This window comes from Actinopolyspora xinjiangensis (assembly GCF_900104475.1).
In the GTDB taxonomy this organism is placed as follows: Bacteria; Actinomycetota; Actinomycetes; order Mycobacteriales; family Pseudonocardiaceae; genus Actinopolyspora; species Actinopolyspora xinjiangensis.
This window is the reverse complement of sequence record NZ_FNJR01000010.1, coordinates 95988-121930: the sequence shown is the minus strand read 5'-3', so window position 1 is coordinate 121930 and position 25943 is coordinate 95988. Positions and strand designations below refer to the sequence as shown.

Annotated in this window: 15 protein-coding genes and 2 pseudogenes; 5 read left to right on the top strand and 12 right to left on the bottom strand. The window is 67.9% G+C overall.

Annotated features, from left to right (window positions below):
* Positions 1-458: 458 nt before the first annotated feature.
* A complete protein-coding gene (locus BLQ75_RS15890; RefSeq protein WP_043578228.1) occupies positions 459-1046 on the top strand; it encodes a DUF4291 domain-containing protein in 588 nt (195 codons plus the stop codon).
* A gap of 159 nt (positions 1047-1205) precedes the next feature.
* On the opposite strand, the gene BLQ75_RS15885 is transcribed toward BLQ75_RS15890, so the two are convergent.
* The 7 genes from BLQ75_RS15885 to wecB form a co-directional block, all read right to left on the bottom strand.
* The gene (locus tag BLQ75_RS15885) at positions 1206-2117 is read right to left on the bottom strand and encodes a glycoside hydrolase family 16 protein (protein ID WP_092603088.1); all 912 of its coding nucleotides are present in this window, start codon (positions 2115-2117) and stop codon (positions 1206-1208) included.
* Positions 2118-2548: 431 nt separating this feature from the next.
* Positions 2549-2947, bottom strand: a complete 399-nt coding sequence (locus BLQ75_RS15880) for an Imm50 family immunity protein (protein WP_170837527.1) — start codon at positions 2945-2947, stop codon at positions 2549-2551.
* Positions 2948-3014: 67 nt separating this feature from the next.
* On the bottom strand, positions 3015-3455 hold the full coding sequence (locus tag BLQ75_RS15875) for an Imm50 family immunity protein (protein WP_244515636.1): 441 nt from the start codon (positions 3453-3455) through the stop codon (positions 3015-3017).
* Positions 3456-3465: 10 nt separating this feature from the next.
* The gene (locus tag BLQ75_RS24730; RefSeq protein ID WP_425286464.1) at positions 3466-3579 is read right to left on the bottom strand and encodes an HNH/endonuclease VII fold putative polymorphic toxin; all 114 of its coding nucleotides are present in this window, start codon (positions 3577-3579) and stop codon (positions 3466-3468) included.
* A gap of 261 nt (positions 3580-3840) precedes the next feature.
* Positions 3841-4389 (bottom strand): SMI1/KNR4 family protein, encoded by a 549-nt coding sequence (locus BLQ75_RS15870; protein WP_170837524.1) that lies wholly within the window; start codon positions 4387-4389, stop codon positions 3841-3843.
* A gap of 20 nt (positions 4390-4409) precedes the next feature.
* Positions 4410-15149 carry a LamG-like jellyroll fold domain-containing protein gene (locus tag BLQ75_RS15865; protein ID WP_092603079.1) on the bottom strand — a complete coding sequence of 3580 codons (10740 nt, stop codon included), beginning with the start codon at positions 15147-15149 and terminating at the stop codon, positions 4410-4412.
* A 624-nt stretch (positions 15150-15773) separates the two neighbouring features.
* Entirely contained in the window at positions 15774-17036 is a 1263-nt protein-coding gene (wecB, locus tag BLQ75_RS15860) for a non-hydrolyzing UDP-N-acetylglucosamine 2-epimerase (RefSeq protein ID WP_092603077.1), read from the bottom strand.
* 138 nt (positions 17037-17174) lie between these two features.
* Between wecB and BLQ75_RS15855 the strand changes: the two genes are divergently transcribed.
* The 4 genes from BLQ75_RS15855 (at position 17175) to BLQ75_RS15840 (ending at position 20788) form a co-directional block, all read left to right on the top strand.
* A complete protein-coding gene (locus BLQ75_RS15855; protein WP_092603075.1) occupies positions 17175-17354 on the top strand; it encodes a hypothetical protein in 180 nt (59 codons plus the stop codon).
* A gap of 3 nt (positions 17355-17357) precedes the next feature.
* A complete protein-coding gene (locus BLQ75_RS15850) occupies positions 17358-18635 on the top strand; it encodes a glycosyltransferase (protein WP_092603073.1) in 1278 nt (425 codons plus the stop codon).
* Between the two features lie 105 nt (positions 18636-18740).
* Positions 18741-19634, top strand: a complete 894-nt coding sequence (locus tag BLQ75_RS15845; RefSeq protein ID WP_092603071.1) for a TolB family protein — start codon at positions 18741-18743, stop codon at positions 19632-19634.
* Between the two features lie 320 nt (positions 19635-19954).
* Positions 19955-20788: a pentapeptide repeat-containing protein gene (locus BLQ75_RS15840; protein ID WP_092603069.1), complete on the top strand. Its 834-nt coding sequence runs from the start codon at positions 19955-19957 to the stop codon at positions 20786-20788.
* Positions 20789-20947: 159 nt separating this feature from the next.
* Here BLQ75_RS15840 and BLQ75_RS24225 read toward each other — a convergent pair.
* The 5 genes and pseudogenes from BLQ75_RS24225 to BLQ75_RS15815 all read right to left on the bottom strand — a co-directional run.
* A pseudogene (locus BLQ75_RS24225) lies at positions 20948-21103 on the bottom strand (TetR/AcrR family transcriptional regulator C-terminal ligand-binding domain-containing protein); the annotation flags it as partial.
* A gap of 21 nt (positions 21104-21124) precedes the next feature.
* Complete coding sequence (locus BLQ75_RS15830) at positions 21125-21784, bottom strand: pyridoxamine 5'-phosphate oxidase family protein (RefSeq protein ID WP_092603068.1); 660 nt, start codon at positions 21782-21784, stop codon at positions 21125-21127.
* A gap of 159 nt (positions 21785-21943) precedes the next feature.
* The gene (locus BLQ75_RS15825) at positions 21944-23152 is read right to left on the bottom strand and encodes a YbfB/YjiJ family MFS transporter (protein ID WP_244515612.1); all 1209 of its coding nucleotides are present in this window, start codon (positions 23150-23152) and stop codon (positions 21944-21946) included.
* A 540-nt stretch (positions 23153-23692) separates the two neighbouring features.
* Positions 23693-24760 (bottom strand): glycoside hydrolase family 62 protein, encoded by a 1068-nt coding sequence (locus BLQ75_RS15820; protein WP_211481405.1) that lies wholly within the window; start codon positions 24758-24760, stop codon positions 23693-23695.
* Positions 24761-25243: 483 nt separating this feature from the next.
* Positions 25244-25621: pseudogene (locus BLQ75_RS15815) on the bottom strand (LLM class flavin-dependent oxidoreductase); the annotation flags it as partial.
* Positions 25622-25943 lie beyond the last annotated feature (322 nt).

Here is a 25943-nt window from a genome sequence, read left to right as displayed (position 1 = left end):
GGCCCGCCCGAGGCGAACCGCTTCCGGGCGAGAGCGCTACCCGACGAGTCGTGATAACCACCGTGCGTCCCGGCGAGATCCACGGTCACAAAGCCTCATCCGCCGCGCAACAGCGGAGCGGATGAAATCCGGCACAGGCCCCGAACCGATGATTCGTCAACCGACTCGGGGTGAAATCACGGCATCGAGCGAGGGACGAACCGGAAAAATCCGTGGTTACCGCCGCCGCGTCGGACTAGGGTAGGCCACGACGAGGTGGCACCGCGAAGCCGCGACCGCGTTCCGGCGCGGGCACGCCGAATCCACCACTCACGCGATCGGGGTTGCCCGTACGGACGACCCCGGCTCCGGTGAAGCAGGAACGCGTGGCGCGGGCCGCTACCCGATATCGGTCCTCCCGGTGCGGGAGCCCGCGGCAGGTTCCACCGACCCGATCACTTCCACGAGGACGTCCATCATTGACCAGAACCGTACGAGCCGAGTTCGACGAGCGGACCATCACCGTCTACCAGGCCTACCGCCCGGAGATCGCCGAGGCGGCGCTGCGGGCGGGCACGTTCGTCGCGCCGTTCAAGCGCGACCGCATGACCTGGATCAAGCCCTCGCTGCTTTGGATGATGCATCGCTGCGGCTTCGGCACCAAGCCCGACCAGGAGCGGGTGCTGGCCGTGCGGCTGCGGCGGGAGGGCTTCGAGTGGGCACTGGCCCACTCCTGCGCGAGCTCGTTCGACCCGAGGCGCTACCGCGACCACGAGCACTGGCGCGCCCGCCTGGCCGAGAGTCCGGTGCGGGTGCAGTGGGACCCCGAACGCGACACCGCCATGCGCCCCACCGAGCGGCGGGCGATCCAGGTGGGATTGGGCGGTGACGCGGTGCGGCGTTACGTGGACGAGTGGATCGTCGCGGTGCACGACCGCACCGACCTGGCGGGCGAGCTCCACCGGCACCACCGGGAGGGTGATCACGAGGCGATGCGGCGCCTGCTGCCCGCCGAGCGGGAGTACCCGCTGCCGGAACGGATCCGCACCGTCATCGGCGCCGACTGAGCGCGGGGGCTCGCTCGGAGTCCGTGGGACACCCGATCGGGGGTGCCCCTCGCGCGGTGGGAGGTTCCCCGGGCCGAGCACTGGGCCGCTCGGGGCGGGGCCCACGAGGAGCGGCCCGCGCGGCCGGGAGAGGAGCTCCCGACCGCGCGGTGGGATGGCTCACTGGGAGACCCTGACCCAGTCGATCAGGTAGCGCGAGCTGCCCGAGGCGACCTTGTCCACGGTGGACTGCGGGATTCCCGGGTAGGGCTGGGTTACCCCGTTGACGCCCTGCGGGTAGGTGCCGCCGAGCGCGAAGTTGAGGATCATGTACTGCGGGTCGTCGTAGACCCAGGTCCAGCCGTTCCGCTCGATCTCGGCCTTGGTGATGCGGTAGATCTGCCTGTCGTCGACGAAGAAGGTGAACCCGCCGTTCCACCAGTCGGCGCGGTAGGTGTGCCAGCCGCCCGGATCGCCGCCGGGGAAGGACTGGCTGGCGTTGACCGGGGTGTCGCCGTGGTACTCGGGGCCGTGCAGCGCGACGCTGGTCCACGGCTCACCGACGTTCTCCATCACGTCGACCTCACCGTTGGTGGGCCAGGGCTCGCCCTCGTCGATCTTCGCGCCCAACGACCACCAGGCCGGCCACAGCCCGGCAGCGCCGGCGTTCTCCGGCAGCTTGATGTGGGCCTCGTACCTGCCGTAGGTGAACTCGAAGCGGTCCTGCGTGCTCACCCGGCCGGAGATGAAGTCGTAGCCGCGGCCGTCCGGGGCCTGGAAACCGGGCCGGTAGCGGGGGTGCAGCGCGAGCGCGCCGCCGCTGGCACCGGCGACGTTCTGGTCGATGTAGATGGTCTCCGGGGAGTCCACGTAGGCCTGCTGCTCGTTGTTGACCGTGCCGAAGTTCTCGCCGGTCCTGAGGACCTTCCACTTGGAGCGGTCGAGGTTGTCGCCGGAGAAGTCGTCGAAGAAGGTCACCGCGGAAGTGCCCGCCGAGTCGGCCGGGTTGGCGGCGCTGGTGGCTGATGCCGACAGCAGGGCGGTCAGTGCCAGGGCGGCGCCACCGAGCAGTCGCTTCCTTCGTCCACGCATCGAAACTCTCCTCGCTGGGGGTGACGGAGCGGGTGCACCCGAACATCGATGCTGGTGGGGAGAGGTTGAACGGTAAAGACAGTATCGATCAAGTAACACGAAGTTGCGCCGGAAAGCCGATCGGACGGCGACGATCGGAGGGCGTTCACGGGGCCGGGAACGAGCGAGTGTGAGAACTTGACGTTCTTTCGTGAAACGCTACGAGCACGGACCTTCGAGTCGCGGCTGAATTCGTCCATCTCCTCGGGGAAGCTTCTGGAGAGCCCCTCCGGGCGCCCGAAAGCCGAAGCTCCCGATGTGGTGTTCGACCAAGCTGTGTTCCCGCACGAGCTCCAGCGAACATCTCCACAAAAAAGATTTTATCAACCAACCGAGGAGAAGCTGTTCAGCGTTCAAAAGAAGACGCTGGAACACTCACTTGGCATTCTCCGTCACCTCCCCGGACTCTTGTGAGCCGAAATCTCTCGGATACTGGCAAACCTGGCTGTCGCGCTGAAATAGACCTCCCCCGAATCGATCACAGCGCTCACTTCACCGTTGTCCGTTTTCTTCATCCGAAGATCCACCTTCAGCGGCGCCGTCCATCCCTGAATGGCCAGCTCGGAGGGATCCAAAAAATCGAGTTTCAACCGAACGGAATCAGCACCTTTTCTCTCCCATTTCTTCGGCATCACCACCGGGAGCTCCGGGAGGTCGAACCCGAGCATGACGGATAGGTATTCATAATCGAGTGTCACCTCTCGCAGGGTTATCCCGTCCAGCCCAGGGAGATGGTCACCGTATATCGCCCTGATCCCTTCGGTTCTGATCACGTAATCAACCCAGCTCATTGCCCGGATACACCACCAACTGATCGACCCACGAGCTTCGAAACACGAAGATAATCTTTCCGGAAAATCAACAACTCCCCCAGTGGACGCCACCACCCTCATAAGGACATACCGGACGTTCCATGTTCTGATACCCGGATATTCTTTCGAGACGAGCGCTTCTTGCTCTCAGTTTTAGCTCCGTCACATGCGATTCGATCGCACAACAGATTACTCCGTTTTCTTCGCCTATGTGAAGATCCGAAACAACGTACTCCCCCCACCCGCGAAGCGAGAGGTCGACGATCCCCACGAAGCGGACCGTCAACTGTACTGTGTTGTGCTTTTTTCTGGCCCAACTTTCCGGGGGTGAATCCGGAAATTCGGCGAGATCGAACCTGAGCGAGACACCCTCCTTTCCCTGACGCAACTTCACCTCGACGAGTTCGACCTCTTCCAGGCTGGGCGCTTTCCCTCCGTAGAGTTTCTTGAGTTCCGTTGTGTCGCCGACGGTGCCGAGCCAGCTCATCGTCACCTGCTCACCGAAAAGGATAGTGGTCGCGCGTCCCGTCAACATTTCCGGTTCTGGGTTTGTCCACAGGGCGCACGTTGAAGTGCGATCCCTGCTTCGTTCCCTGCCCCGCCGGCCTCATACCGAAGGGGAAGTTTATAGGTGTCGCATCGCGAGTCACCGGCGAGTGCCTCATCACGGCCGAGAGCGACGTAGTAGGTGTGAAGTGTTCCCGTTTGAGCGGACACTTCAATCCTCTCACCAATGAATGGCAGCCCCCAGCCAACCACCGATACCCAACGAAAACACACCCCACCAGCAAACACCACACCCCGAGCCGAACCACCGCTACACGCTACCAAACCACCTCACCGAGCTTCCCCGCATCACACCTAACAAACCCTCACCCAGGGTCAGTATCGGCAAGGTACTGCGCCGTCGTCTTGAACCACGGCGAATCACCTGGAAAATCACGCGGCATCCACGGCTCCCGACGCCGCCCCGAGACGACTTCCACCAAGAACTCCACCATCGAACCCTCGAACACACTCCACTCCATATCCTCATCCCGTGACACCACACACCACTGTTCCGGATCCTCCCGCGGCTCCATCAACAAGTAACACACGTCATCATCAATCGTATTCGCCCACGGCAGAATATTCTCCCTTCCTTCCTCCAAAGTCGCCCACTCCGGAACCTCATCCCAAAAATAACGCACCCTCCGCATTTCGCTACGCCATATTTCCAAGGTTCCCTCGATATTATCCGCGAAGCGATAGATGATCAGAAAATCCTCAATGGTACCTCCACCGTACGTATCCATGAACTCCTTGTAATAACTCGGCAACCGCAGCCCCAACGCCTGCTCGACCGCCGCCCAATCCACCGGGTCCAGCGACACCTCCGGTGGCGGCAACACCGACTTCAATCGATCCAACACTGATGACACCATAAACCTCCTTCCACGATTCACGGCAGCCGATTCAACAATGATACCGGAGGAAAAACATCTCTCCCTGAAGCATCACGCGCCGTCATCGTAACCCCTTCCGGCATACCGTTCGCCCCTCGATACACCGGAGTAACTTCGTAGCTCACCGGACCAGCACCAGAGCTGACCGCCTTTCTAACTTCCCGCTCATAAGCACGCATGTTCGGCGTATTTACCGGATCTTGATACAATGTAGTCAGGTTCTTGCGATTATCGCCAGGACCGCCGAGCTGCTTCGCCAAAAGGTGACCACGCGCATGGCCATACCCACCGTATTTTCGTGAAACGCCGTTTACGAAACCGGGGGGATCTTTTTGAGCTTTCGTGCCCTTATCAAGCATACCTTTGGTGACTCGTGCGGTCATGCCGGTGGCTCGGCCTTGGTCGAGTTCGCCGTACTGGACCCAGCCGCCGTCGTCCCAGCACTGCGTGTTGCTGTTGTGGACGAGTACGGGTGTCTCGCCTGCGACCGCATAGTACGTGTGGGTGTCGTTGATGGTGAGGTTGTGGACCCGCTGTAGGGCGGTCCAGGTGCGGATACCGGTGACCAGCCGCTGCTCACCCTCGGCGGTGCGCACCCGGTCCCCAGCCTGGAGATCGGCCGCCTCGACCCACTCGTCGCGGGTGGGCACCCAGAACGGATGCTCGCCCGTCGCCGTCACCGACTCCGTCTTTTCGCCTCGGTCGCCACCGACATCGACGGTGACCTCCACCAAGTGCTTCTCACCCTGGCCGGTGATGGTGGCCGTCACCCGCTTCGGCGCGGTCTCCCCCGTCTCCGGGTCGGTGGCCAACACCCGATCACCGAGCTCGACCTCCTCGATCGCCCTGCGCGACCCATCGGCCAACACCACCTCGGTACCCGGCACGAAACTGTTCGGCGTACACGCACCACCAGCACCCGACGAGCCGGACGAGCGCGCCGAACCACCATCGGGCAGATCCGGCGTCGCCCCCGGACGGGACACCCCACCACCACGCCGGAGACCACCCACAGCCCCCAACGCCTCGGGCACGAACCCACCGGCATCCTCCTCCGAACCCGCCGACACCGCATCCGCGGCCAGCACGCCCAGCTCGACCGGGTCCTGGTTGTCCAACCGGTCCAGCTTGTTGCGCACCTGGTCGGAAACCGTGTTCGACGGCTTCGGCTTGGGGTGGTGCGTCATCGCGTCGTCACGCACCCGCTTGCGCCGCGCCGCCTTCCGGGCCGCCTCACGCGCCGCCGCCTTGGCCCGCGCGATCGCCGCCCGCGACATGGTCTTACCGGCCGCCGAACCACCAGCGGAAACGGCCACACGCCCACCGACGTTCCGCACGACCTTGCCGACCCGACTACCGGCCCTACCCCGGGCCTTGCCGCCGCCTCGACTCTTGCCCTTGCTCTTGGCCTTACCGCCGCCCCCGCGGTTGAACTTCCTCCCGCCGGAGGGCACGTCGTCGGCCGCCTTGCCCGCCTTGCGGCTCCGGCTCCAGGTCTTGTAGCCCTTGTAGGCCGCCTTGGCCCCCTTGGCGAGCTTGCCGACCGGCGTGAAGTTCGCCGCCGTCCAGGCACACCCCGCCCAGGAGCCCTGCAAACACCGCTTGGCGTCGTTGTAACCGGAGACCTCCTTGACGACGTCGAGCGCGGCACCCCAGAAGTAGCCCCTCGGATCGATCCGCGTCAGCGGATTACCACCCGCATAGGCGTACCGGTTGGCGTCGGTCGTGCTGGTCGGATCCAGGTTCGCCGAGTCCCGCGAGGTGAACGTGCCCGTACCGGGCCGGTACCAGCGCGAACCCATGTTCACCTTGCCGCTGTCGGCATCGGTGAACTGCCCCTGGTAGCCCAGCGAGGGCTGCGCACCCTCCTTCCGGCTCACCTGGCCGAACGGCGAGTACGAACGCCACCCCGACACCGAACCGTCGTCCGGCGAGACCGCGCCCACCAGGTCGGTGTGCTGGTTGGTCACCGCGATCCCGGCCGAACCGCCGTTGGCGACCCCGAGCGCACCACCCTCCGGCGTGTAGGAGTACCGGCTCTGCCCGTCCGAGGTCACCTTCAGCGAGTCGCCCGCGTAGGACAGCGAACGCGACCCGGCCGAGACCAGCCGGTTCAGCGCGTCGTAGCCGTAGGACTTGTCACCGTCGGCGGTCATCTCGCCGTAGGCGTTGAACCGCACGTCGGTGGTGGTCCCACCCGCGCTCCGGGCGGTCACGGTGCCGCGCGCCGAGTACTCGAACTCGGTGCCGCCCCGCGAGAGCAGCCGGTTGCGCGCGTCGAACGTGGCCGTCTCGCCGCCGGAGCCGACGAGGTTGCCCGCCGCGTCCCAGGAGTACTCGGTGACCTGGTCACCGTTGTCCCAGGAGGTGAGCCTGCCCGCCTCGTCGTAGGTGTACTTCGAGCTCGTGGTGCCCGAGGCCGTCGAGTTCTTCTTGCTGATCAGCCGGTCGGCCACGTCGTAGTCGTAGGACAGCTCCGTGCTGACCGAGTCGTCGGCCCGGTGCACCGTGTCGGAGGAGAGCCTGCTGAGCTCGTCGTAGCCGTACTCGCGGTAGGTCCCCTGGTCGCCGTACTCCACGCGGGCACGCCGCCCGGCGTCGTCGTAGCCGTAGGAGGCGGTGATGCCGGTGAGCGGGTCCACCGCCGTGGCCAGCCGCCCGGCCGCGTCGTAGCCGAACGACGCCTCCCCTGCCGCCGTGGTGGTGGCGCTGATCCTGCCCTCGTCGTCGTAGGCGAAGGTGGAGTCACCGGAGGGCCCGGAGGCCGAGACCAGGTTGCCTCGGTCGTCGTATCCGAAGGTGTTGGTCCTGCCCGACACCGAGGCCGAGGTCATCCGCCCGGCAGCATCGTAGCCGAAGCTCCGGTCCGGGGTGGCCCCCTCCGCGCCGGAGCCGCTCTCGCCGACGAGGTTGCCCAGCGCGTCGTAGGACTTGCTGACGGTCACCCCGCCCGGCTGGATCTCCCGCTTCACCCGTCCCAGCGCGTCGTAGGCGGTGGTGTAGGTGCGGTCGGCGGCGTCCGGGTGCCGCTCGGTGGCGGGCTCGATCGTGGACTCGGGCAGGTTCCACGAGTTGACGGTGTAGACGGTGGTGTTGCCGTTGCCGTCGGTCGCCCTGGTGACGTTGCCCGCCGCGTCGTAGCCGTAGCTGGTGGTGATCTTCTCGGTCTCGGAGACCGGGCGGGTGACCGAGCGCAGCCGGTTCAGCGGGTCGAACGAGCGGGTGGTGGTCACCCCGTGCGCGTCGGTGCTGCTGACCTGGTTGCCCGCGCGGTCGTAGCCGAAGCCGCGGCTGCGCACCTCCTCGCCGGAGGCGTCCAGGTCGGCCGTGCGCAGCAGCCTGCCCGCGAGGTCGTACTCGTAGGTGGTGGTCACCCCGGACGGCTCGGTGATCGAGACCGGCTTGCCCTGCGCGTTGTAGACCGACGTGGTGGTGTTGCCCGCCGGGTCGGTCATGCTCACCGGGTTGCCGAGGTCGTCGTGCTCGTAGGTGGTGGTCAACCCGGTGGGGGTGGTGACCGAGGCCGGATTGCCCAGCACGTCGTAGGTGTAGCGGGTGGTCAGGTTCCTGGTCGGCTCCGGCACCCGCTCCACCACGGTGGAGGTGATCGTCCTGCCGAGCTCGTCGTAGGTGTAGTGCGTCTCGGCGCCGGTCACGTCGGTGGTCGAGAGCCGCTCGCCCAGCGGGTCGTAGGTGGCCCGCCACACGCCGCCGGACTGCTCGCCCTCGCGTGCCGGGTCGGTGCGCCGCACCAGGTTGCCCAGCTCGTCGTAGTCGAAGGTGGTGGTGTTGCCCAGCGCGTCGGTGCTCTCGACCACGCGCCCGGCTGCGTCGTAGCTCCGGGTGCTGGTGGCGGTGATCGGCTCACTCGCCCCCGGCGGGGTGTAGTCCGGCTTGGTGGTGCGCACCAGCCGCCCGGCCTTGTCGTAGGCGTTGGTGCTCACGTTGCCGTTCGGACCCCGCTGCGCCACCGCTTCGCCGAAGGTGTTGTAGCCGGTGGTGGTCACCGGGGAGACGGGCTCCGCCGGGTCGCCGCCGGATTCGGCCCGCACCTCCGGTCGCGTCACGGTGACGCGTCTGCCGAGCGCGTCGTAGCCGTACTCGGTGGTGAATTCCGCCGGATCAGCGCCCTGCGCGGTGCCCCTGGGGTCCACCGTGGACGTCACGAGTCCGCGCTGGTCGCGGTGGCTCTTCGAGACCAGGGTCTGCCCGCCGGTGTGCACGGTGTGCGAGAGGCGCCGCCCCATCGGGTCGTAGGTGCTCTCGGCGTGCCGGGTGATCTCACCCTCGGGGTTGCGGTCGATGACCTCCAGCGGGTTGCCGACCGCGTCGTAGCTGGTCTCGGTGGAGCGCAGCACCCGCTCGCCCTCGCGGTCGGTGCTGCGCACCGGGCGCCCGGCCGGGTCGTACTCGGTGCTGGTGCTGTACTGCCCGTCACCGCGGACCACCAGCGACTCGGAGCCGTCGCCCAGGTACTCGTAGCGCCGCAGCAGCAGGTCGCGGGTCTCGCCGGTCTCCGGGTCCTCGTAGTCCAGCAGCCGCTCGGCGGCCAGCTGCCCGTCGTCGTAGTAGGTGTAGCTGGTGGTGCGCCCCATCGCGTCGGTGACGCTGGCCAGCCGACCGGCCGGGTCGTAGGCGCGGGACTCCAGCACCACGTCGTGCGGTTCGGAACCGTCACCGCTGAACCCGGTCACCGTCATGGTCGCCAGCTGGTGCCGGGCGTCGGTGTAGGTGTAGGTGTACTCGGTTCCGGTGGGCGTCAGCCGACGCACCACCTCGCCGAACTCGTCGTACTCGGTGCGGGTGACCCCGCCCTCGGGGCCGGTGACCTCCAGGCGACGGCCCCGGTTGTCGTAGGTGTAGGAGGTGGTGCGGGCCGGGTCGTTGCCCAGCGCGTCGTCCACCGTGGTCTCGGCGAGGCTGCCGTCACCGTTGTAGGTGTTGCGCACCCGGCGCTGGTGGCGCTCGCCCGTGACCGCGTTCTCGGTCTCGGGGCCGACCTTCTCGACCAGCCTGGACGCTCCGTCGTACTCGAAGGTGGTGGTCAACCCCTCCGGCTCGCTGTCGGAGACCTGGGTCTCGGTGGTCTTGCGTCCCAGCCCGTCGTAGTCGTACTCGGTGACCAGCCCTGCCGGGTCGGTGACGCTGGCGAGGTCACCGGCACTGGTGTAGGTGTAGCTGGTCGTGTTGCCCGCCGGATCGGTCTCGGAGGCCAGCAGCCCCGGCGGCTGGGTTCCGCCTCCCGGGGCGGGCTCCTCGCCGGTGGTGTAGGTGTTGGTGGTGGTGCGCTGGGCACCGCCCGTCTTCCCCGGCTCCGAGGTGCTGGTGAGCTTGCCCGCGGCGTTGTAGGAGTAGGTGGTCAGGTAGGTGTCGTCCGACCCGGAGACCGAGCGGGCGTCCCGGAACTCGGTGACCTTGCCGTTGCGCGGGTCCAGCGGGTCGTCCGGGTTGTGGTAGTAGGAGCGGTAGCTGGTGTGGCACTTCTCGGTGCCGTCGGTGCGGCACGTGGTGCGGGACAGCTGGTTGCCGCGCTCGTCGTTGACGAGCTTGGTGGTGTCGCCGTTGGCGTCGGTGATCCGGTTGACGAAACCGCCGGTGTCGTAGCCGTACACCTTGGTGGCGCCGTCCGAGTTGGTCACCGAGATGGTCCGGCCGCCCGCGTTGGGGTCGTAGGTGTAGGTGCGGACCCCGCCGTCCGGGCCGGTGATGTCCACGGCGGTGGCGGCCTGCTTGGCCGAGTAGTGGTCGGCCACGCTGGCGCTGTCCAGCGGCCGGTGGTAGAAGCCCACCTCGCCGATTGAGCCCTCGAAGTGGTTCCACACCTGGTCGGGCAGGGCGGGCCAGTCGCGCGAGTCGACCTGTCCGATGCCGAGGAAGTCGTAGCGGAAGAAGTTGTCGACCTCACCCTGTTGCGAGCCCACCACGTTGCCGTCCAGGTAGAGGCGCTGCGAGTCGCCGGCGGCCGACAGGACCACGTGGTGCCACTGGCCGTCGTTGACGGCCGCGTCGGTGGCGATCCCGGCCACCTTGCCGTTGCGGAAGTGCCCGTGCAGCTTGCCGTCGGTACCCACGTAGAGCACCGGCACGGCACCGGTGGAGGGTTCGGCGACGTTCGGGCCGAAGTAACCGGTGGCGTAGAGCACCCCGCCCGCGGAGCTGGAGGTCTTGAACCACATCTCCACGGACAGCCGGCTACGGCCACGCGCCTGGCTGTTGGGCAGCCGCACGTACGAGCTCTGCCCGTCGAAACCGACGGCTCCCGCCCCGCGCATCGGCGGGGGAACGCCCTGGTCGACGCCGTGGTAGGTGGCGTCGGTCAGCGCGTGCACCGACTCGGCGTGCGTGCTGCCCGCCGGGTCACCCAGCGTCCAGAGGGTGTGGACGTTCTCCTCGCGCACGGCCGCCCGGTAGTCGGCCGCGTCACCGCGCGCCGCGTAGTGCTCCTGGGCGTCGGAACCGGAGACCCCGTAGGGATACAGGGCGACCTGGCCGATCGCTCCCTCGAAGTAACCCCAGGTTCCCTCGGGTTTGGCGGGCCAGTTCAGACCGTTGAGCAGCCCGGTGCCGACGTAGCCGTAGGGGTCGATGTTGCGCAGCTCCCCCTGCAGCGTCTGGACGGCGCTGCCGTCCAGGTACAGCGTCTGCCGCTCGGGCTCGCCGGACAGCATCACGTGGTGCCACTGGCCGTCGTTGACCTGGTTGGCCGAGACCGCGCCCTCGGTCTTGTTGTTCCAGAAGTGGCCGTGCAGCTTGCCGTCGGTGCCCACGTAGAGCACCGGCATGGCGCCGCCGGTGGGGTTCTCGTCGTCGGGGCGGTTGTTGCCCGTGGAGAACAGCACGCCGCCGTCGGTGCTGGAGGTCTTGAACCACAGTTCGACCGCCAACCGCTTTCTGCCGGTCAGCGCGTCGTCCGGCAGTTGGACGTAGGAACTCTGGCCGTCGAAGGAGCGCGCGCCGGTGTCGGGGATCGGCCCGGAGGTGCGCGAGACCGCGTGGTATTCGGCACGCCGCAGTGCGGGGTCGCTGCGCGCGGTGGTTCCCTCGTCCTCCCGCAGCCGCCAGTGGGCGTTGGGGCGCGATCCGGTCACCGCCTCGCTGTAGCGGAACCCGTCGCCCTCGGTGGTGGACTCGCCGACCTGCCAGGTGCCGCCGTCCGAGTCGGTGTAGCTGGTCACCCTGGCGGTGGCGGGGTCGTAGGAGACCTCGGCCGCGTAGGCCCCTCCGGCTCGCTTGATGGAGGTCAGCTGCTCGGTGGCGGTGCGGGCGGCGTAGTGCTCGGCGGCGACGGTCCGGCCGATCGGCTGGTGGTACATCGCCACCTCGGCGATGTCGCCGTCGAAGTAGTCCCATGTCGCGTTGGGGGCGGCGGGCCAGTCCAACGAGTTGAACCAGCCCGCGCCGACGTGGTTGAAGGGGTCGATGTTGGCGAGCTCGCCGCTCTGGCTGCCCACGGTCCGCCCGTCGAGGAACATGGTCTGGGTGTCGCGGGCACCGGAGAGCACCACGTGGTGCCACTGGCCGTCGTTGACGGCCGCGTCGGTGGCGATCCCGGCCACCTTGTTGTTCCAGAAGTGCCCGTGCAGCTTGCCGTCGGTACCCACGTAGAGCACCGGCATGGCGGCATCGTTCGGCGGGGCGTCGCCGGGGCGGTCGTAACCGGTGGAGAACAGCATCTCACCGCTGGAGCTGCTGGTCTTGAACCACATCTCCACAGCGAGGTACTGCGAGTTGCGCACCATGTCGTCGGGCAACCGCACGTAGCTGGACGAGCCGTCGAAACCGGCCGCCGTGGTGGAGCTGCCCGCGATCGGTGCGGGCCTGCCGTGAGTGAGGTTGTGGGAGACCGCTTCCTTGGACTCCCAGTAGCCGGGCACCTCGCTGGTCACGGCGGTACCGGACTGTTCGGACAGTCGCCAGTAGGCACGCGGGTTGGCGTCCAGCGTGACCGACCGGTAGTGCGAGCTGTCGGTGTAGGTGTAGTTGTCGCAGGCCCCGGTAGGGTCGCAGACCCTGGTGAGCCGGTCACCGTCGTAGTGGTAGTACCAGGTCAGCACCGGGTCAGGGCCGGTGCTGATCTCGGTGACGTGACCGCCGGAGAAGGTCAGGTTCAGCGAGCGCCCCGAGGTGGCGTCGGTGACCGAGGCGAGCTCGCCGGAGTCGTCGTAGCCGAGGTGCTGCTCACGTCCCTGGGCGTCGATGATCGTGGTCAGCCGTCCGCCCGAGTCGAACTCGTAGCGCTGGCCGCCCTTGGTGCGCAGCGTCCAACCGTCCGAGGTGGTGCGCACCAGGGTTGCGGTGCGCCCGGAGGGGGTGGCGTAGCTGCCGTCGGGGTTGAGCCCGTAGCGGGCCTGCTGACCGGTGGGGTAGGTGACCACGACGTTGCCGGAACCGTCGTCGTCCGGCACGACCCGCGCGTCCCACTTGGTCGACCAGCCGGAACCGAAGGCCAGGCCCTTCCTGGGGTCGAGGCTGTTGTAGGAACGGGCCACTGCCAGCTCCGGGCCCACCGCCGCGACCTCGGCGTCGGTCTCGACCTCGGCGAAGTTTCCCACACCGGGATCGACGCGTCCGGCCACCTCGTCACCGGAGGAGAGGTGGCTGGTCACCGGCGGCTGCGGCACCTTGGTGGTCAGGTAGGACCCCTGCGTCCACGGGCTGGCGATCCTCATGTCGCCGATCTGGCCGTACCAGACGTAGCTCTCGCCCCAGGTCAGCTTGCCTTCCGGCACCGACCACACCGGGGAGTCAACCCAGCCGGAGTTGAAGCAGTCCTCACCGGGCGCGGAGCACACCTTGAAGCGGTAGTTGATGCCCTCGCCCGGGTAGGAGTCCTGGTCGTGCCCGGTCAGCGCGAGCGTGGGGGTCAGTACCGAGGCGTTGTAGTCGCTGGGCGGCGACATCGACTCCACGGCGGGCGGCTGGTTGGGCACGGTGAACTTCACCGGCGCCGACATGGGCACGCCGTCCCAGGAAAACCGGGTGGTGCCGTAGTGGTCCATGTCCCAGCGCAGCGTGTAGTCGCCCGGTGGCAGCTTCTCCACACGGGCGTCGAGCGTGACCGTCTGGCCGGGAGCGACGTCGTGCGGCATGTCCGTCCACGCCGTGGAGGTGCGGGGCAGCTCGTTGCCCTCGGCGTCCCAGAGGCGGTAGCCCAGCTTGTAATCGTTGCCCGGCGTCCAGGTGTCGCGGCCCCGGTTGGTCACGGTGACGCTCATCCGGCCGTCGTCGGTGGTGGTCACCACCGAGCTCATGCCGTCGACCTGGTATTCGGCCCAGTACGGTGTGTAGGTGATCTCCAGGTAGGGCGGGTTGGCCGAGGCGGCGCTGGCGAACTTCTTCCAGCCCTTGGAGTCGGTCTCGGAGGCGCGCAGCGCCAGTCCGTGGTTGGGCTCGCCGTGGGTCCAGCCGTGCACCAGGTCACGTCCCGCGTCGCCCAGCGGGATGTCCACCCACTGCGAACCGCAGCTGTCGTTGTAGCCGTGGGCGAAGCTCTTGCGGGCGATCTCGCCGCCGATGTTCGGACCGGGGTAGCTCTTGTTTCCCTGCACCGACCAGGGCTGGGTGACCGGGTGCACCGTCACCGGCCTGGCCTCGCAGGAGTAGGACCAGGTCTCGAACATCCGCAGCCTGGCGCCGAGGATGTAGTTGCCCGCCAGTTCGGAACTGACCGAGTCGAACTTCAGGAAGGCCGCCGCCTTGTTGGTACCGCCGTTGTAGGTGCCCACGCTCATGTTGGGCTCGCCGGAGTAGTCGCTGGTGTAGGGCGACTGCACGTAGGTGGTGCCGTCGGTGTCCTTGCCGACCACGCTGGGATCGACCTTGACCGGGAAGACGCGCTCGGGAGCGGACAGCCACTCCTCGTCCACCGAGACCCGCAGCACGGGCTGTTCGGCGTCACCGACGAGTTCGTACTTCACGCCGTCGGAGCGCACGCCCTCCCCGGAGCGGGGGTGCACGTTGGAGTCCACCATGTAGCCCGGTGGGATGACGTGGCGGACCTCGCCCTCGGCGTCCTTGAGCAGTACCGAGCCCTCGTGCAGTTCGGGGGTCAGCTCACCGACGTGCATCGGGAAGTCCCACACGGTCGGCGCGTCGGCCGACCTCAGCAGGATGGTCTCCTTGATCCCCACCGAGGTGGCCCGCAGCTTCAGGTCGGCCCGCGGCCGGATCCCCGGGTAGGTGACCGAGCTGCCGGAGACCTCCGCGGCCACGTCGGCGGCCTCGGCCACCCGAAAGCCCAGGCGCCGGCCGTCGGCGAGCCCGACCGAGGCGATCTCGGCGGCACCGGCGGAGTTCGCGAAGTTCTTGGTCTGCGAGTCGGCCGAGGTCCTCCAGACGTCGCCGTCCCGCTCCAGGGTCAGGTCGACCGGCTGGAAGCTGCCGTCGGCGCTCCTGGAGAACTTCTGGCTCTGGTAGACGCGCAGCGTCCTGGTGCCGTCGGCGTTGGCGAAGGTCTGGCTCGTGCTGGAGCGCTCACTCCTGAGTTCACGGCTGGTGTTCGGGTCGAACCCCTGAGTGGAGACTTGCGGCTCGGAGCCGATGCTGACCTCGGCCCTGTCCGGCAGTTGCTGCGGCAGTTCCGGGGCGGGCGGGCGCTCGTCCGAGGGCAACCCGTCCGCGGGCGGTGCGTCGTGCGGCTGCCCGCCACCACCCTCGGCCGAGGTGTCCTCTGTGGATGCCTCGTGGGAACGCCCGGCGGCGCTGCCCTGCTCCTGCTTCGGGATCTCGCCCTGCACCGCTGCCTGGGCCTGTCACTGCGGGGCGTTGATCAGACCCACGACCACTGCCAACGCGAGCAGCAGCGATCCGAGCCTGGCGGGACGCGGCGTGTTGCCACGGTGCGCGTCGTAGCTCATCAGAAGTTCCTCACCAGCCGTGAGCCGCGAACCGTCCCACCACGACGGTGGTTGGGACGAGCCCGACCCGACGGGAACCGAACCAGGACGACGGCGCGTCACCGCGACGCGAAGTGACGATCCCGTCCCGTTCCGGTCCCGAACTGCACGTACCGGCGTCACGCGACGGAGCCGACGAATCGGCCCAGCCGTCGAAACGCCCGGCGGAACTTATCCACGCCCCCGGGCACGAACGAAAGGAACGAGATCCTTTCGTGATCTTTTCGTGTCAACCAACAGGTTTGTCAGTGTCGGTTTTCACAATTTCCGCACTGGACGGAAAACCGTTTGACAACTATCGCGCGCGCTCGCGTGGAACGCCACGATCGCCCACACAGGCGGGACGATCTCCGCGCGCGTTTCGTTGCGTCACAGAACGTACGAAAAAGAATTCACCGGGAATCGATCTCGCTGCGACCGAACCGTGCTCGCCGGGAGAGGCGAAACGGGTGGCGCGGTGCGGTTTCAGCGAGGACTCGCGGCGGCACCGACCACTCCGTAGGGCTCCAACCGCCCCGGTCCGGCACCCGCGAGCGGAACGAACGCCGCGGGGAGCCGGTCGGCCAAGCCGAGCAGCCACGCCAGCACGGCCTCGGCACGCGCGGCTCCGCGACCGTCACCGAACGGATTGCCCCCGGCCAGCATCGACTCCCGCGCGCCGGGATCGGCGAGCAGACGCGAGGCGTGGTGCACGATCCGGCCCCGCTCGGACCCCACCAGCAGGGCGCAACCCGCGTCGACGGCCTCCGTGCGCTCGGTCACGTCGCGCAGCACCAACACCGGTACCCCGAATGCGGGCGCCTCCTCCTGGATGCCGCCCGAGTCCGACAGCACCAGCGTGCTGGCGGCCAGCACGTGGACGAGCTCGCCGTAGGGCAGCGGATCGGTCACCAGCACGTTCGGATCGGCCGCGAACACGCTCCTGGCCAGTCCACCGACCTCGGGATTCGGGTGGGCGGGCAGCACCACCCGGATGTCGGGGTGGATTCGGGTGAGCTCCCGAATCGCTTCGAGAACACGCCGTATCGGCTCACCCCACGACTCCCGACGGTGGACGGTGACCAGCACCAGGCGTCGCTCACCCGCCACCGCCCGCTGGACCACCCCGGCCAGTTCAGGATTCTCGAACACCGGTTCGCGGTGGGCCACGGATTCGACGGCGTCGACCACGGTGTTACCCGTGACGAGAATTCTGTCGTCGGTTATCCCGCACTCCCGAAGATTCCGGGCGGCGTTCTCGGTGGGCGCCAGGTGGAAACCGCTGGCCTGGGTGACCATTCTGCGGTTGAGTTCCTCGGGAAACGGCGCGTGCAGGTCGAACGAACGCAGTCCGGCCTCCAGATGCACCACCGGAACACGTCGCCAGAACGCGGTGAGCGCCCCCGCCAACGTCGTGGTGGTGTCGCCCTGCACCAGCACCGCCTCCGGCGGACGGCGCTCGGCCAGCCCGTCCAGGCCCTTGACCAGCTCCGCCAGCAGTTCGGGCTGGGAACCGGTGCCGCGCCGCACCGCCAAGTCCACATCGGGCTCCAGCTCGAAGGCGCGCAGCGCCTGCGAAACCATTCCCGCGTGCTGTCCCGAGGCGATCAGCACCGGACGTGTGCGGGCGTTCTCACGGCACGCGCGGGCCACCGGCGCGAGCTTGACCGCCTCGGGGCGGGTTCCCGCGACGAGCCACACTTCTCGCTGCCCGGCGGCCACGGAACTGTTAATCTCTTCGCCGTACATATTCCGCGACCTCCGACACGCCGAAAACGACCGGTACGCACCTCGTACAACACCGATCCATACCGAACGAAGCGCGGGTTCGCACGCTCACGAACCCGTGTCCGGACGAAAATTAGATCTTTTTCGAACGGAGCGGACATGTATTGTTTCCGATTCGGCGGCGCCGCCGTGTCCACCATGGGAATCGCGGCCGGCGGTGGTAATATCGGCGTTTTCTACTCGATCCTCTCGTTCCTGTCGCTCGTGGCGTTGCTGCTGTGCGCACGCTCCCTGCGACAGCACACGCGCCTTCCTTCCGGAGAACCGGATCGGAAGTGAAAGATGATCGGATGGTTGCTCGCGGTTCTCATGATCGCTCTGCTCGTCTGGTGGCCGACGCTGAATCTGGTGCTCGCGGCGTTCTCGTGGCGAACTCCGGTTTCCGCGACCGAACACCGTGAACGCGAGCCTTTCTCGTTCTTCATCGTCATTCCCGCCCTCAACGAGGAGCGCGTCATCGAAAGCACCGTGCGCGACGCGTTGGCGCTGGACACTCCCGAAACCCCGGTGCGGGTGCTGGTGGTCGACGACGACTCCGACGACCGCACCCGAGCGGTGCTCGCCGACATACCCGACCCCCGGCTGCACGTGATCCACCGCCGACCGCCCCGGGCGAGGCGTGGCAAGGGCGACTCGCTCAACCAGGCGTGCCAACACGTCCTGAACCGAGCCGAACTCGATCCCGCGCGAACCGTGGTCGGGGTGATCGACGGCGACGGTCGTGGCAGTCCCGGCATGCTCGGCGAAGTGGCGAGCGTGCTGCGCGACGACACGGTCGGCGCGGTGCAGTGCGGTATCCGCGTCCACAACCGCACCGGTGTGCTGCCGCTGCTGCAGGACCTGGAGTTCGGCGCGGTGATGGACTCCTCGCAGCTGCTGCGGGATCTGCTCGGCAGCGTGGGACTGGGCGGCAACGGCCAGTTCGTCCGGCTGTCCGTACTGGCCGACCTCGCCCCCGATATCTGGACGGACTGCCTGGTGGAGGACTACGAACTGGCGCTGCGGCTGCACCTGGCCGGTGTTCGCGTCAGGTACACCAGCCGTGCGCGCGTCAGCCAGCAGGGACTGCCTGACGTGCGGCGGCTGCTGCGGCAGCGCGCCCGCTGGGCACAGGGCAACCTGCAGTGCGTGCGCCACGTCCCCGCCCTGGTGAAGTCGCGCTCGGTCGGCAACCCGGCCCTGCTCGACTTCCTGGTGGCACTGCTCTCGCCCTGGGCCACCGTGCCGGTGTCGGCGATCTTCAGCGGCCTGATCGCGTTCAGTGTGGCCGACACCGCAGCCGCGAGCGGCGACGTGGTCACGGCCGCTCCCGCCATCGCGCTGGCGTCCGCCACCTGGCTGCTCCTGTTGTTCCTGCCGGGTCTGGTGTGGGCGCTGGTACACCGGTTGCGGCTGGGCGACGAACCGTTGTGGCGCTGCCTGCTCGCGGGACTGTGCTACCCCTTCTTCCTGCTGTTCGGGGTGATCTCCACCTGGCGAGCGTTGTTCCGGAGACTGGCGCGGCGGAGCTCGTGGGCCAAGACCGACCGGGTGCCCGACCGGCCTGCCGTCGCGGACTGAGGTTTCCGTGCTGTCCTCGGCGCTGGCCCGACCGGGCCTTTTCCCTCCGTTCCGGAGTCGGCACCCCCTTCCGGTGCACCGCTTCGGTCCCCGGAGGATCGGCCCATGACCGACAGCACGCACGAGAGCGGGAACTTCCGCCGGTTGGCCCCGGGACGGCGCACCGTGGTCCGGATCGCCTCGCCCGACTCCCCGACCCCCCGGAAGCTGTTCGAAACGGACGAGATGCTGCTGGAAGCGCCCAACTGGACGCGGGACGGCAGCGCGCTGCTGCTCAACGGCTCCGGGGCGCTGTGGCGGCTCGACGTCGAGCGCCCCGACGGCGTCGAGCGGGTACCGCTGCCGGGAGTGCCGGACATCAACAACGACCACGTGCTCTCCCCCGACGGGGAGACCGTCTACGTCACGGCCAAGGACGGGCACATCTACGCCGCCCCGGTGACGGGAGGAACGGGCAAGCGCCTGACCGAGGACGACGGTTGGCGCCACTACCTGCACGGGGTCAGCCCGGACGGCGAAACGCTGGTCTGCGTACTGCTGCCGAGCAGCGGGGACGGCGAGGCGGGCGAACTGGCGGTGCTGCCCGCGGCGGGCGGTCCGGTGCGCCGGTTCGAGACCGGACCGGGTCACCTCGACGGGCCGGAGTACACCCCGGACGGGGAGTGGATCGTGTTCAACGACGACTCCTTCGGCGACGAGACCGGGCACGCGCAGCTGGCCCGCGTCCCCGCCGAGGGCGGCACACCGCGACAGCTGGTGAGATCGACCACCGTGGACTGGTTCCCACACGTCTCCCCCGACGGCAGGCACGCGAACTACCTGTCCTACCCGGCCGGTACCCGCGGCCACCCGCCCGACACCGAGGTCGCGATCCACGTGGTCGCCACCGAGGACTGGCAGAATCCGATCCGGACCTTCCCGCTGTTCGGCGGGCAGGGCACCAGCAACGTCGGCAACTGGGCACCGGACAGCACCCGGTTCGCCTTCGTGTCGTACTGAGTTCGTCGGCCCGGTTCCCGTGACAGCTCGCTCGGCGGAACCTTCGGCACGGCTCTCGCCGCTGGTGGACCCGAGTCGATGGCGCGGCGATTCCGTGGGAAATCTACGCTCGGGCCACGACTCCCCACCGGCGCGACAAGTTCGCGGGAAATCGGCGCCGTCGCCGTACTGGGAGTATCGACGGAACACCGCACCCGAGGGGACGTCACCGGTGCGACCGGGAGACGACGGGGCACGGGACAATCGGCACATCCGTCGACGGACAAGGTGATCACGCCGGTCCGAACGAAACAGCCGCCCACTCCAGGAGGCCGAGCAGCGTGTCCGACAACACCGCATCAACCTCCGGCGAGCAGGAGCGCAGCGAGCTGCGGGCCGACTGCTCGAACTGCTTCGGGTTGTGCTGCGTCGCACTCCCCTTCACCGCCTCGGCGGACTTCCCGGTCGACAAGGCGGCCGGAACACCTTGCGGGAACCTGCTGGCGGACTTCCGCTGCGGTATTCATTCCCGGCTGCGAAACGAGGGATTCGCGGGTTGCGTCACCTTCGACTGCTTCGGAGCCGGACAGCGCGTCTCGCAGCACACCTTCGGCGGAACCGACTGGCGGCGTGCTCCGGACACCGCACGAGCGATGTTCGACTCGTTCGCGGTGATGCGCCAGCTCCACGAGCTGCTCTGGTACCTCACCGAGGCGCTGGAACTGGCGCGTCCCCGCGAACTGCGGGAGGAGCTGCGAGGGGCTCACGAACGCGTCGAACGCCTCACCGGTCACAGCGCCGAGGCGCTCGTGGCGCTGGACCCGAACTCGCTCCGGGACGAGATCAACCCGCTGCTGCTGCGCACCAGCGAGCTGGCGCGCGAGGGGCTGCCCCGCTCCGGGGTGGACCACCGAGGTGCCGACCTGCTGGGTGCCGACCTCGGCGACGCGGACCTGCGGGGCGCCAGTCTGCGCGGGGCCTGCCTGATCGGGGCGAGGCTCACCGGCGCGGATCTGCGAACCGCCGACGTCATCGGTGCCGACATGCGGGGTGCCTATCTCGGCGGAGCGGATCTGCGCGGCAGCCTGTTCCTGACCCAACCGCAGGTCAACGCGGCTCTCGGGGACGCGCGAACCGGGTTGCCCGACACGGTCTCCCGTCCGGCGCACTGGTGATCCGGAAAACCACGTACGCCCGCCACCGAGACCGGGAACCGTCCGGCCGAAAACCACCGCGCGACCCTCGCTCCCGCCCGAGTACGGCTCCGGAACGTTCCCGCGTTCCTCGTCGCGGAATCGGGGAGCGTCGCCACCAGGGGCGATCCGCCCCGCCCGTCAGCCGAGCTCCAGAGTCGCGCTGACCAACCGTCGCGCGTACTCCCCCGTCAGCCCTTCCGGGCGGAAGAGGATCCGGTACATCAGCGGCGCCACCACCCTGTCCAGGACCGTCTCGACGTTCGGGGCGCTCTCACCACGCCGAACCGCGCGGGCGTGACATCCCTCGTCCGAGACTCAGTCGTCGGACCTCTCCTCGCGGCGGAGCTCGTCGGGGTCCTCACCGAGAGCGCGCAACCGGGAGCGAAGCTCCGCGTTCTCGGACTCCAGACGGGACAACCGCTCCCGCACGGGCGCGAGCTCGCCCCCGGTGTAGCGGTGCGGGATGTGCTTGGGACAGTTCCAGTCGAAACCCTCGACCCGAATGAGCGGAACCCGTTCGACCCTTCCCGTCGTACGCACCCGGCAAACCGAATCGGTCAGTTCGGGATCGTCCTCCGGCCGGCGCGTTTCCGCGCGGCCGAAGAGCTTGAGCCGCTCGCGCCCGGCGTAGTCCATGAAGAACAACGCCACCCTGCCGTCGGTGCGCAGGTTCCCGTTGGTGATGTATTCCCGGTTGCCCCGGACGTCGGCGTAGCCGAGGGTGTACTCGTCGAGGACATGGACGAATCCCGCCGGTCCACCGCGGAACTGCACGTACGGCCAGCCGGTTTCACCGACGGTGGCGATGTAGAACCCGTCCCGCTGCCCGATGAAGTCCCTCTCGCGCTCCCCCAACGGATCGGGCGCGAGCCCCACCGCCGAACCGAGCTCGCCCCGATCACGGGGACGCGTTCCCTCCTGCTGCTGAACCCGGCGCACCGTGTCGGTGAACGCCAGGCGTGCGAACCGGCTCATCACTTCCTCCCACCTCGGCGGAACGAACGCTCCGGCCGTCGGTGACACGCGGCACCGGCTTCCCGACAGCGCTCATGCCCCGTAACCTCCCGTCGGCGGCCACGCGCGCCGGACGCGGTGGCACCGCTCCCCGCCCGGACGGGAAGGCTGTCCCCGTACTCACCCGCGCTCCGGGAGGACTCCACGGGGAGCTTCGGCAGCGTCGCGCCAGTACGTCAGGCGCAGCGACAGCACCACCAGCGCGCCACAGAGCAGCACCGCACCTCCGATGAGCAGCGCGAGACGGTAACCGTCGCTCAGCGTGGGCTGCACGAGCAGCGGTCCCACGATCTGCCCGAGGCCGTAGGACGCGGTCAGCGCGGCGGCCGCCCGTGGCACGCCCAACGCGGCGCCGGAGACCAGTGCCAGGGTCGTGATCCCCATGAAAGTCCCGCCGAACACGGCGGCGGCCAGAACCACGGCCAGCGGGTCGCCGGTAAGAGCGGGCAGTGCGACCGCGACGGCTTGCAGCGAAAGCGCGGCCACGAGCGCTGACGGAACGGCGAACCTCCGGGAGAGGCTCGACCACAGTACGCAGGAAGGAACGGCCGCGAGTCCCACGATCACCCATGCACCGCCGCCCAACCAGGCCATACCGGCGTCGGCGAGCGCGGCCACCAGGAAGGTGGCCGCGATTATGTATCCGACCCCTTCGAGGAAGTAACCGAGCAGGAGCAGTCCGAACGCACGGCCGCGTCCCGCGACGGGCTCCTCGGAGGTTTCCGCCGAAGCCGGGGGTGCGGCCCTGCCCAGCAACGTCCACACCGGAGCCCCGAGCAGGGCCGCCAGCACCGCGCACACCAGCCAGGAGACGACCCAGGAGGAACCGGCTCCCAGCGCCAGCACCGCCATCCCGGACAACGTGATTCCCAGGCCCACTCCTCCGTAGGCCCACCCGGACAGGTGTGGATTCCGCCGCAGGGTCCGCAGTACCGCCTGGGCGGACACGACGAAGATCACGGCACTGGCCACACCGGCGAGAAACCGAAGCACCATCCAGACCGAGGGTTCGATACTCAGCGGCATCGCCGCGATGGAGGCCACCAGCACCAGGAACCAGACCCTGACGAAGCCGGCGGAGAGCGCCAGCACGGGAAACACGCTCAGCAGCAGGGCTCCGACGAGATAGCCGGCGTAGTTGGCCGTGGCGATCCAGGCCCCCGCGTCGGCCCCGAGAGCCGCCTGGCGTTCCATCAGCGGCAGGATCGGTGTGTACGCGAAACGCCCCACCCCCATGGCCGCGGCGAGGGCCAGCGCCCCGCGCCACAGGATTCCCCGCTCGACGGCGGGCACGGTGGGAGCGGAAACACCCGCACCAGGACCAGTCACCGAAGACACTCTTCCCGAATTCGCACGAGACTCCCGACGTCGAGAGGCGATTCACGGACACGCCCCTGAAAGGGTTGATCGACACCGCGCACCCAGGTGATCACGGCGATCCTCACCCTCACAAAGATCAACTCTTCGTGCAACCGACACAGCGGTGACATGCGGCACAGAATTGCCGGAAATCACAAGAACCCGTGGTTGACGGACCACACCCCACCACGAAGAACGGTTCCCTCGATTAGGTTTCAACGAACGGAGAATCGATACGCCCGGAGGGGATCCCGACACACCTGAACGCGAAAAGCCCCGGAACAACGAACGGTGTGGATCACGAAGCCGACCACCCTTGCCCGGCATCACGGCCGGACGGAATTCCGCCGGGTTCGGAGGTACCTCCGCGGGCACGAGAGACCGAGCCGTCCGGGCACCCGACCCCGGCGGCCCCAGGTGTCCGGCTCGTGCCGACCCCCGGGGGTGCTCGGGAACCGGAAGACCTGGCGGCGCCGGGTCGGGCGCTCATCCTGCACCGGCCTCGGCCCGCTAGCAGGACGAGTTGGTCTGGGTCAGCAGTCCCAGCTGGTACGGCAGCTGGGAGTAGTCACCACCAGCCTCCGGGTCCTTGCCCTGGTAGAGGAATCGGAGCTGACAGGGGTCGATCGTCATGGTCTGGTCGACACCGGAGCGGATCAGCTCGCCGTGGCTGATGTCGGCGGTCCATTCCCCGCCGGGGAACGTGACGTTGTTCGACCGTGCGAACGGGTTCTGCTCGGTGTCGGCCAGTCGGTTCCAGAAGCCGTCGATGCTGTCGGAGGTCCAGGAACGGAACCACCGACGGCCGTCACTGCCGATGGCCTCCACCAGCAGCAGGTACTTGCCGGTTCCCGCCACCTTGTAGACGTTGCTCGCCTCGAACAGGTCCTCAGGGGTGTCCCACACGGCGATCTGGGTGTCGCCGAAGCCGTGCGGAAACTGCCCGAGCGTGGTCTCCGCGCGGTAGAGGTGACCGTTGTCGTCGGAGGAGAACAGGTAACACATGGCCGCGTCGCAGGTCACCCAGAAGTCCACCCAGTGCCCGTCACCGATGTTGTCGGCGACTATGTCGGGCATGCTGTCCATGAGGTTCCTCGGCTCGGACCAGGAACTCGGATCGCTGGGATCGTCCGTGGTGGAGTAGGAAGGCACACCGGTCTGGTAGACCAGGTACCACTTGTCCCGGGGTTCGAAGTAGAACACCTGCGGTGCGGCACGGTACCCGGAACCGATGGCGGACCGGTCGAGGTAGTAGTGCGGAGCCGAGGATGCCTGCGACCAGTCGCTGAAGTGGGTGTAGACCAGGTTCCAACCGCCTGATTCGCTCGCGGTCGTCCCGTAAACCAGCCACTCGCCCTCGTAGCGCACCACCGAAGGGTCCTTGAAGGAGACCGCGTCGTGGGTCGCGTCGGGTTTGGGGCCGATCAGCGGGCCGGTCGAGCTCCATTGGAAGCTCGAGGGCAGATCAGCCGTAGTGTTCGTGTCCGCGCTCGCGGTCGTGTCCGCGTAACCGGCGGACACCCCACCCGCCGCGAGCATCGCGGCGGCCAGCACCGCGAACCAACGTGAATATCGCACAGCGAACTCCTCTCCACGGGAAAAAGTGTCCCAATACTGGGATTTACCAATTATTCGCAGGATTCGGACCGGTTTTCAGGAAGCTTTTACTATTCGTCGCCGAATCCGGACAGCTACCCGGCACGAAGAGGCCTCCGAACGGGATCACCCTCGCGCAGCTCATACCGCACTCTTCCTTCTGGAACTCCACATGCCACAACCGGACCACGAACACCAAAACTGTGTCCGATATACCGAACACAGTTCGGAGTTACTGGAACACCAAGTTCCGTGACATTCCTGGAAGCTGTCAATAATCCCGGAAAATCGGTAGGGCGAATTGCTGCAAAAGCAGCAGCGAACACGAACCCGGTGAGTGGAACGCCGCTGACGGCTCCCCACGAGCCCAGCTCGGGTACGCGCACCGCCGGGATCGGCGCGCTCGGACACCTTCCCCGCTCCACCGGAGACGCGGTCGCCCGAGCCCTGGCCGGAGAGAGTCGATCAGGGGATCCGGGTACCGCTTCCGCCGCGACCGGTGGTCAGGGCGGCGAATTCATCGAGCGCGCGCAGCGCGTCGCACTCCGGCGAGACAGCCGGCGGAAAGACCACACGCTTCGCACCGGCTGCCGCGTAGGCATCCAGCATGGACACGTTCTCCGGTTTGACCGGATTCACGGTGACGTCGTCGCGCCCCTGGTCGGCGAACGCTTCGCGTACCCGGCGGATCTTGACCGATGTGGGCCGGTTCGGGAGCCAGCCGTCGCCGTGCTTGGCCAGACGGTCGACGGCGGCGCGGCTGTGCCCACCCATGTGGCTCGGTGGGTGCGGTCGCTGGACGGGCTTCGGCCACATGCGCAACGGGCCGAAGCTAACGTGCTCACCGTGAGACTCCGCTTCCGTCCTGGGGCCATATCGCTTTCAACGCGGTCAGCCGCTCGTCCGCCAGCATTGCGGGTGCGCGATTCCGTGCCGTCACGGTGGCGGCTGTGACGTGCAGCAAGCTCGCGCGCCCGAGGTCCGGCGGTACCCACGTCTCAGGTGCCGACGCCCTGGAGCGCCGGAGTCCCGGCGGGAGGTGCCGCGATCGCGGGCGTCCCGAGGAGCCGAGGCAACGGCTCCCGAGTCCTTCTCCGGAGACACCGTTCACAGGTGACTGACACATCGCTCTCACACAGCCCCGGCACTCGATCCGGTCCTCCAC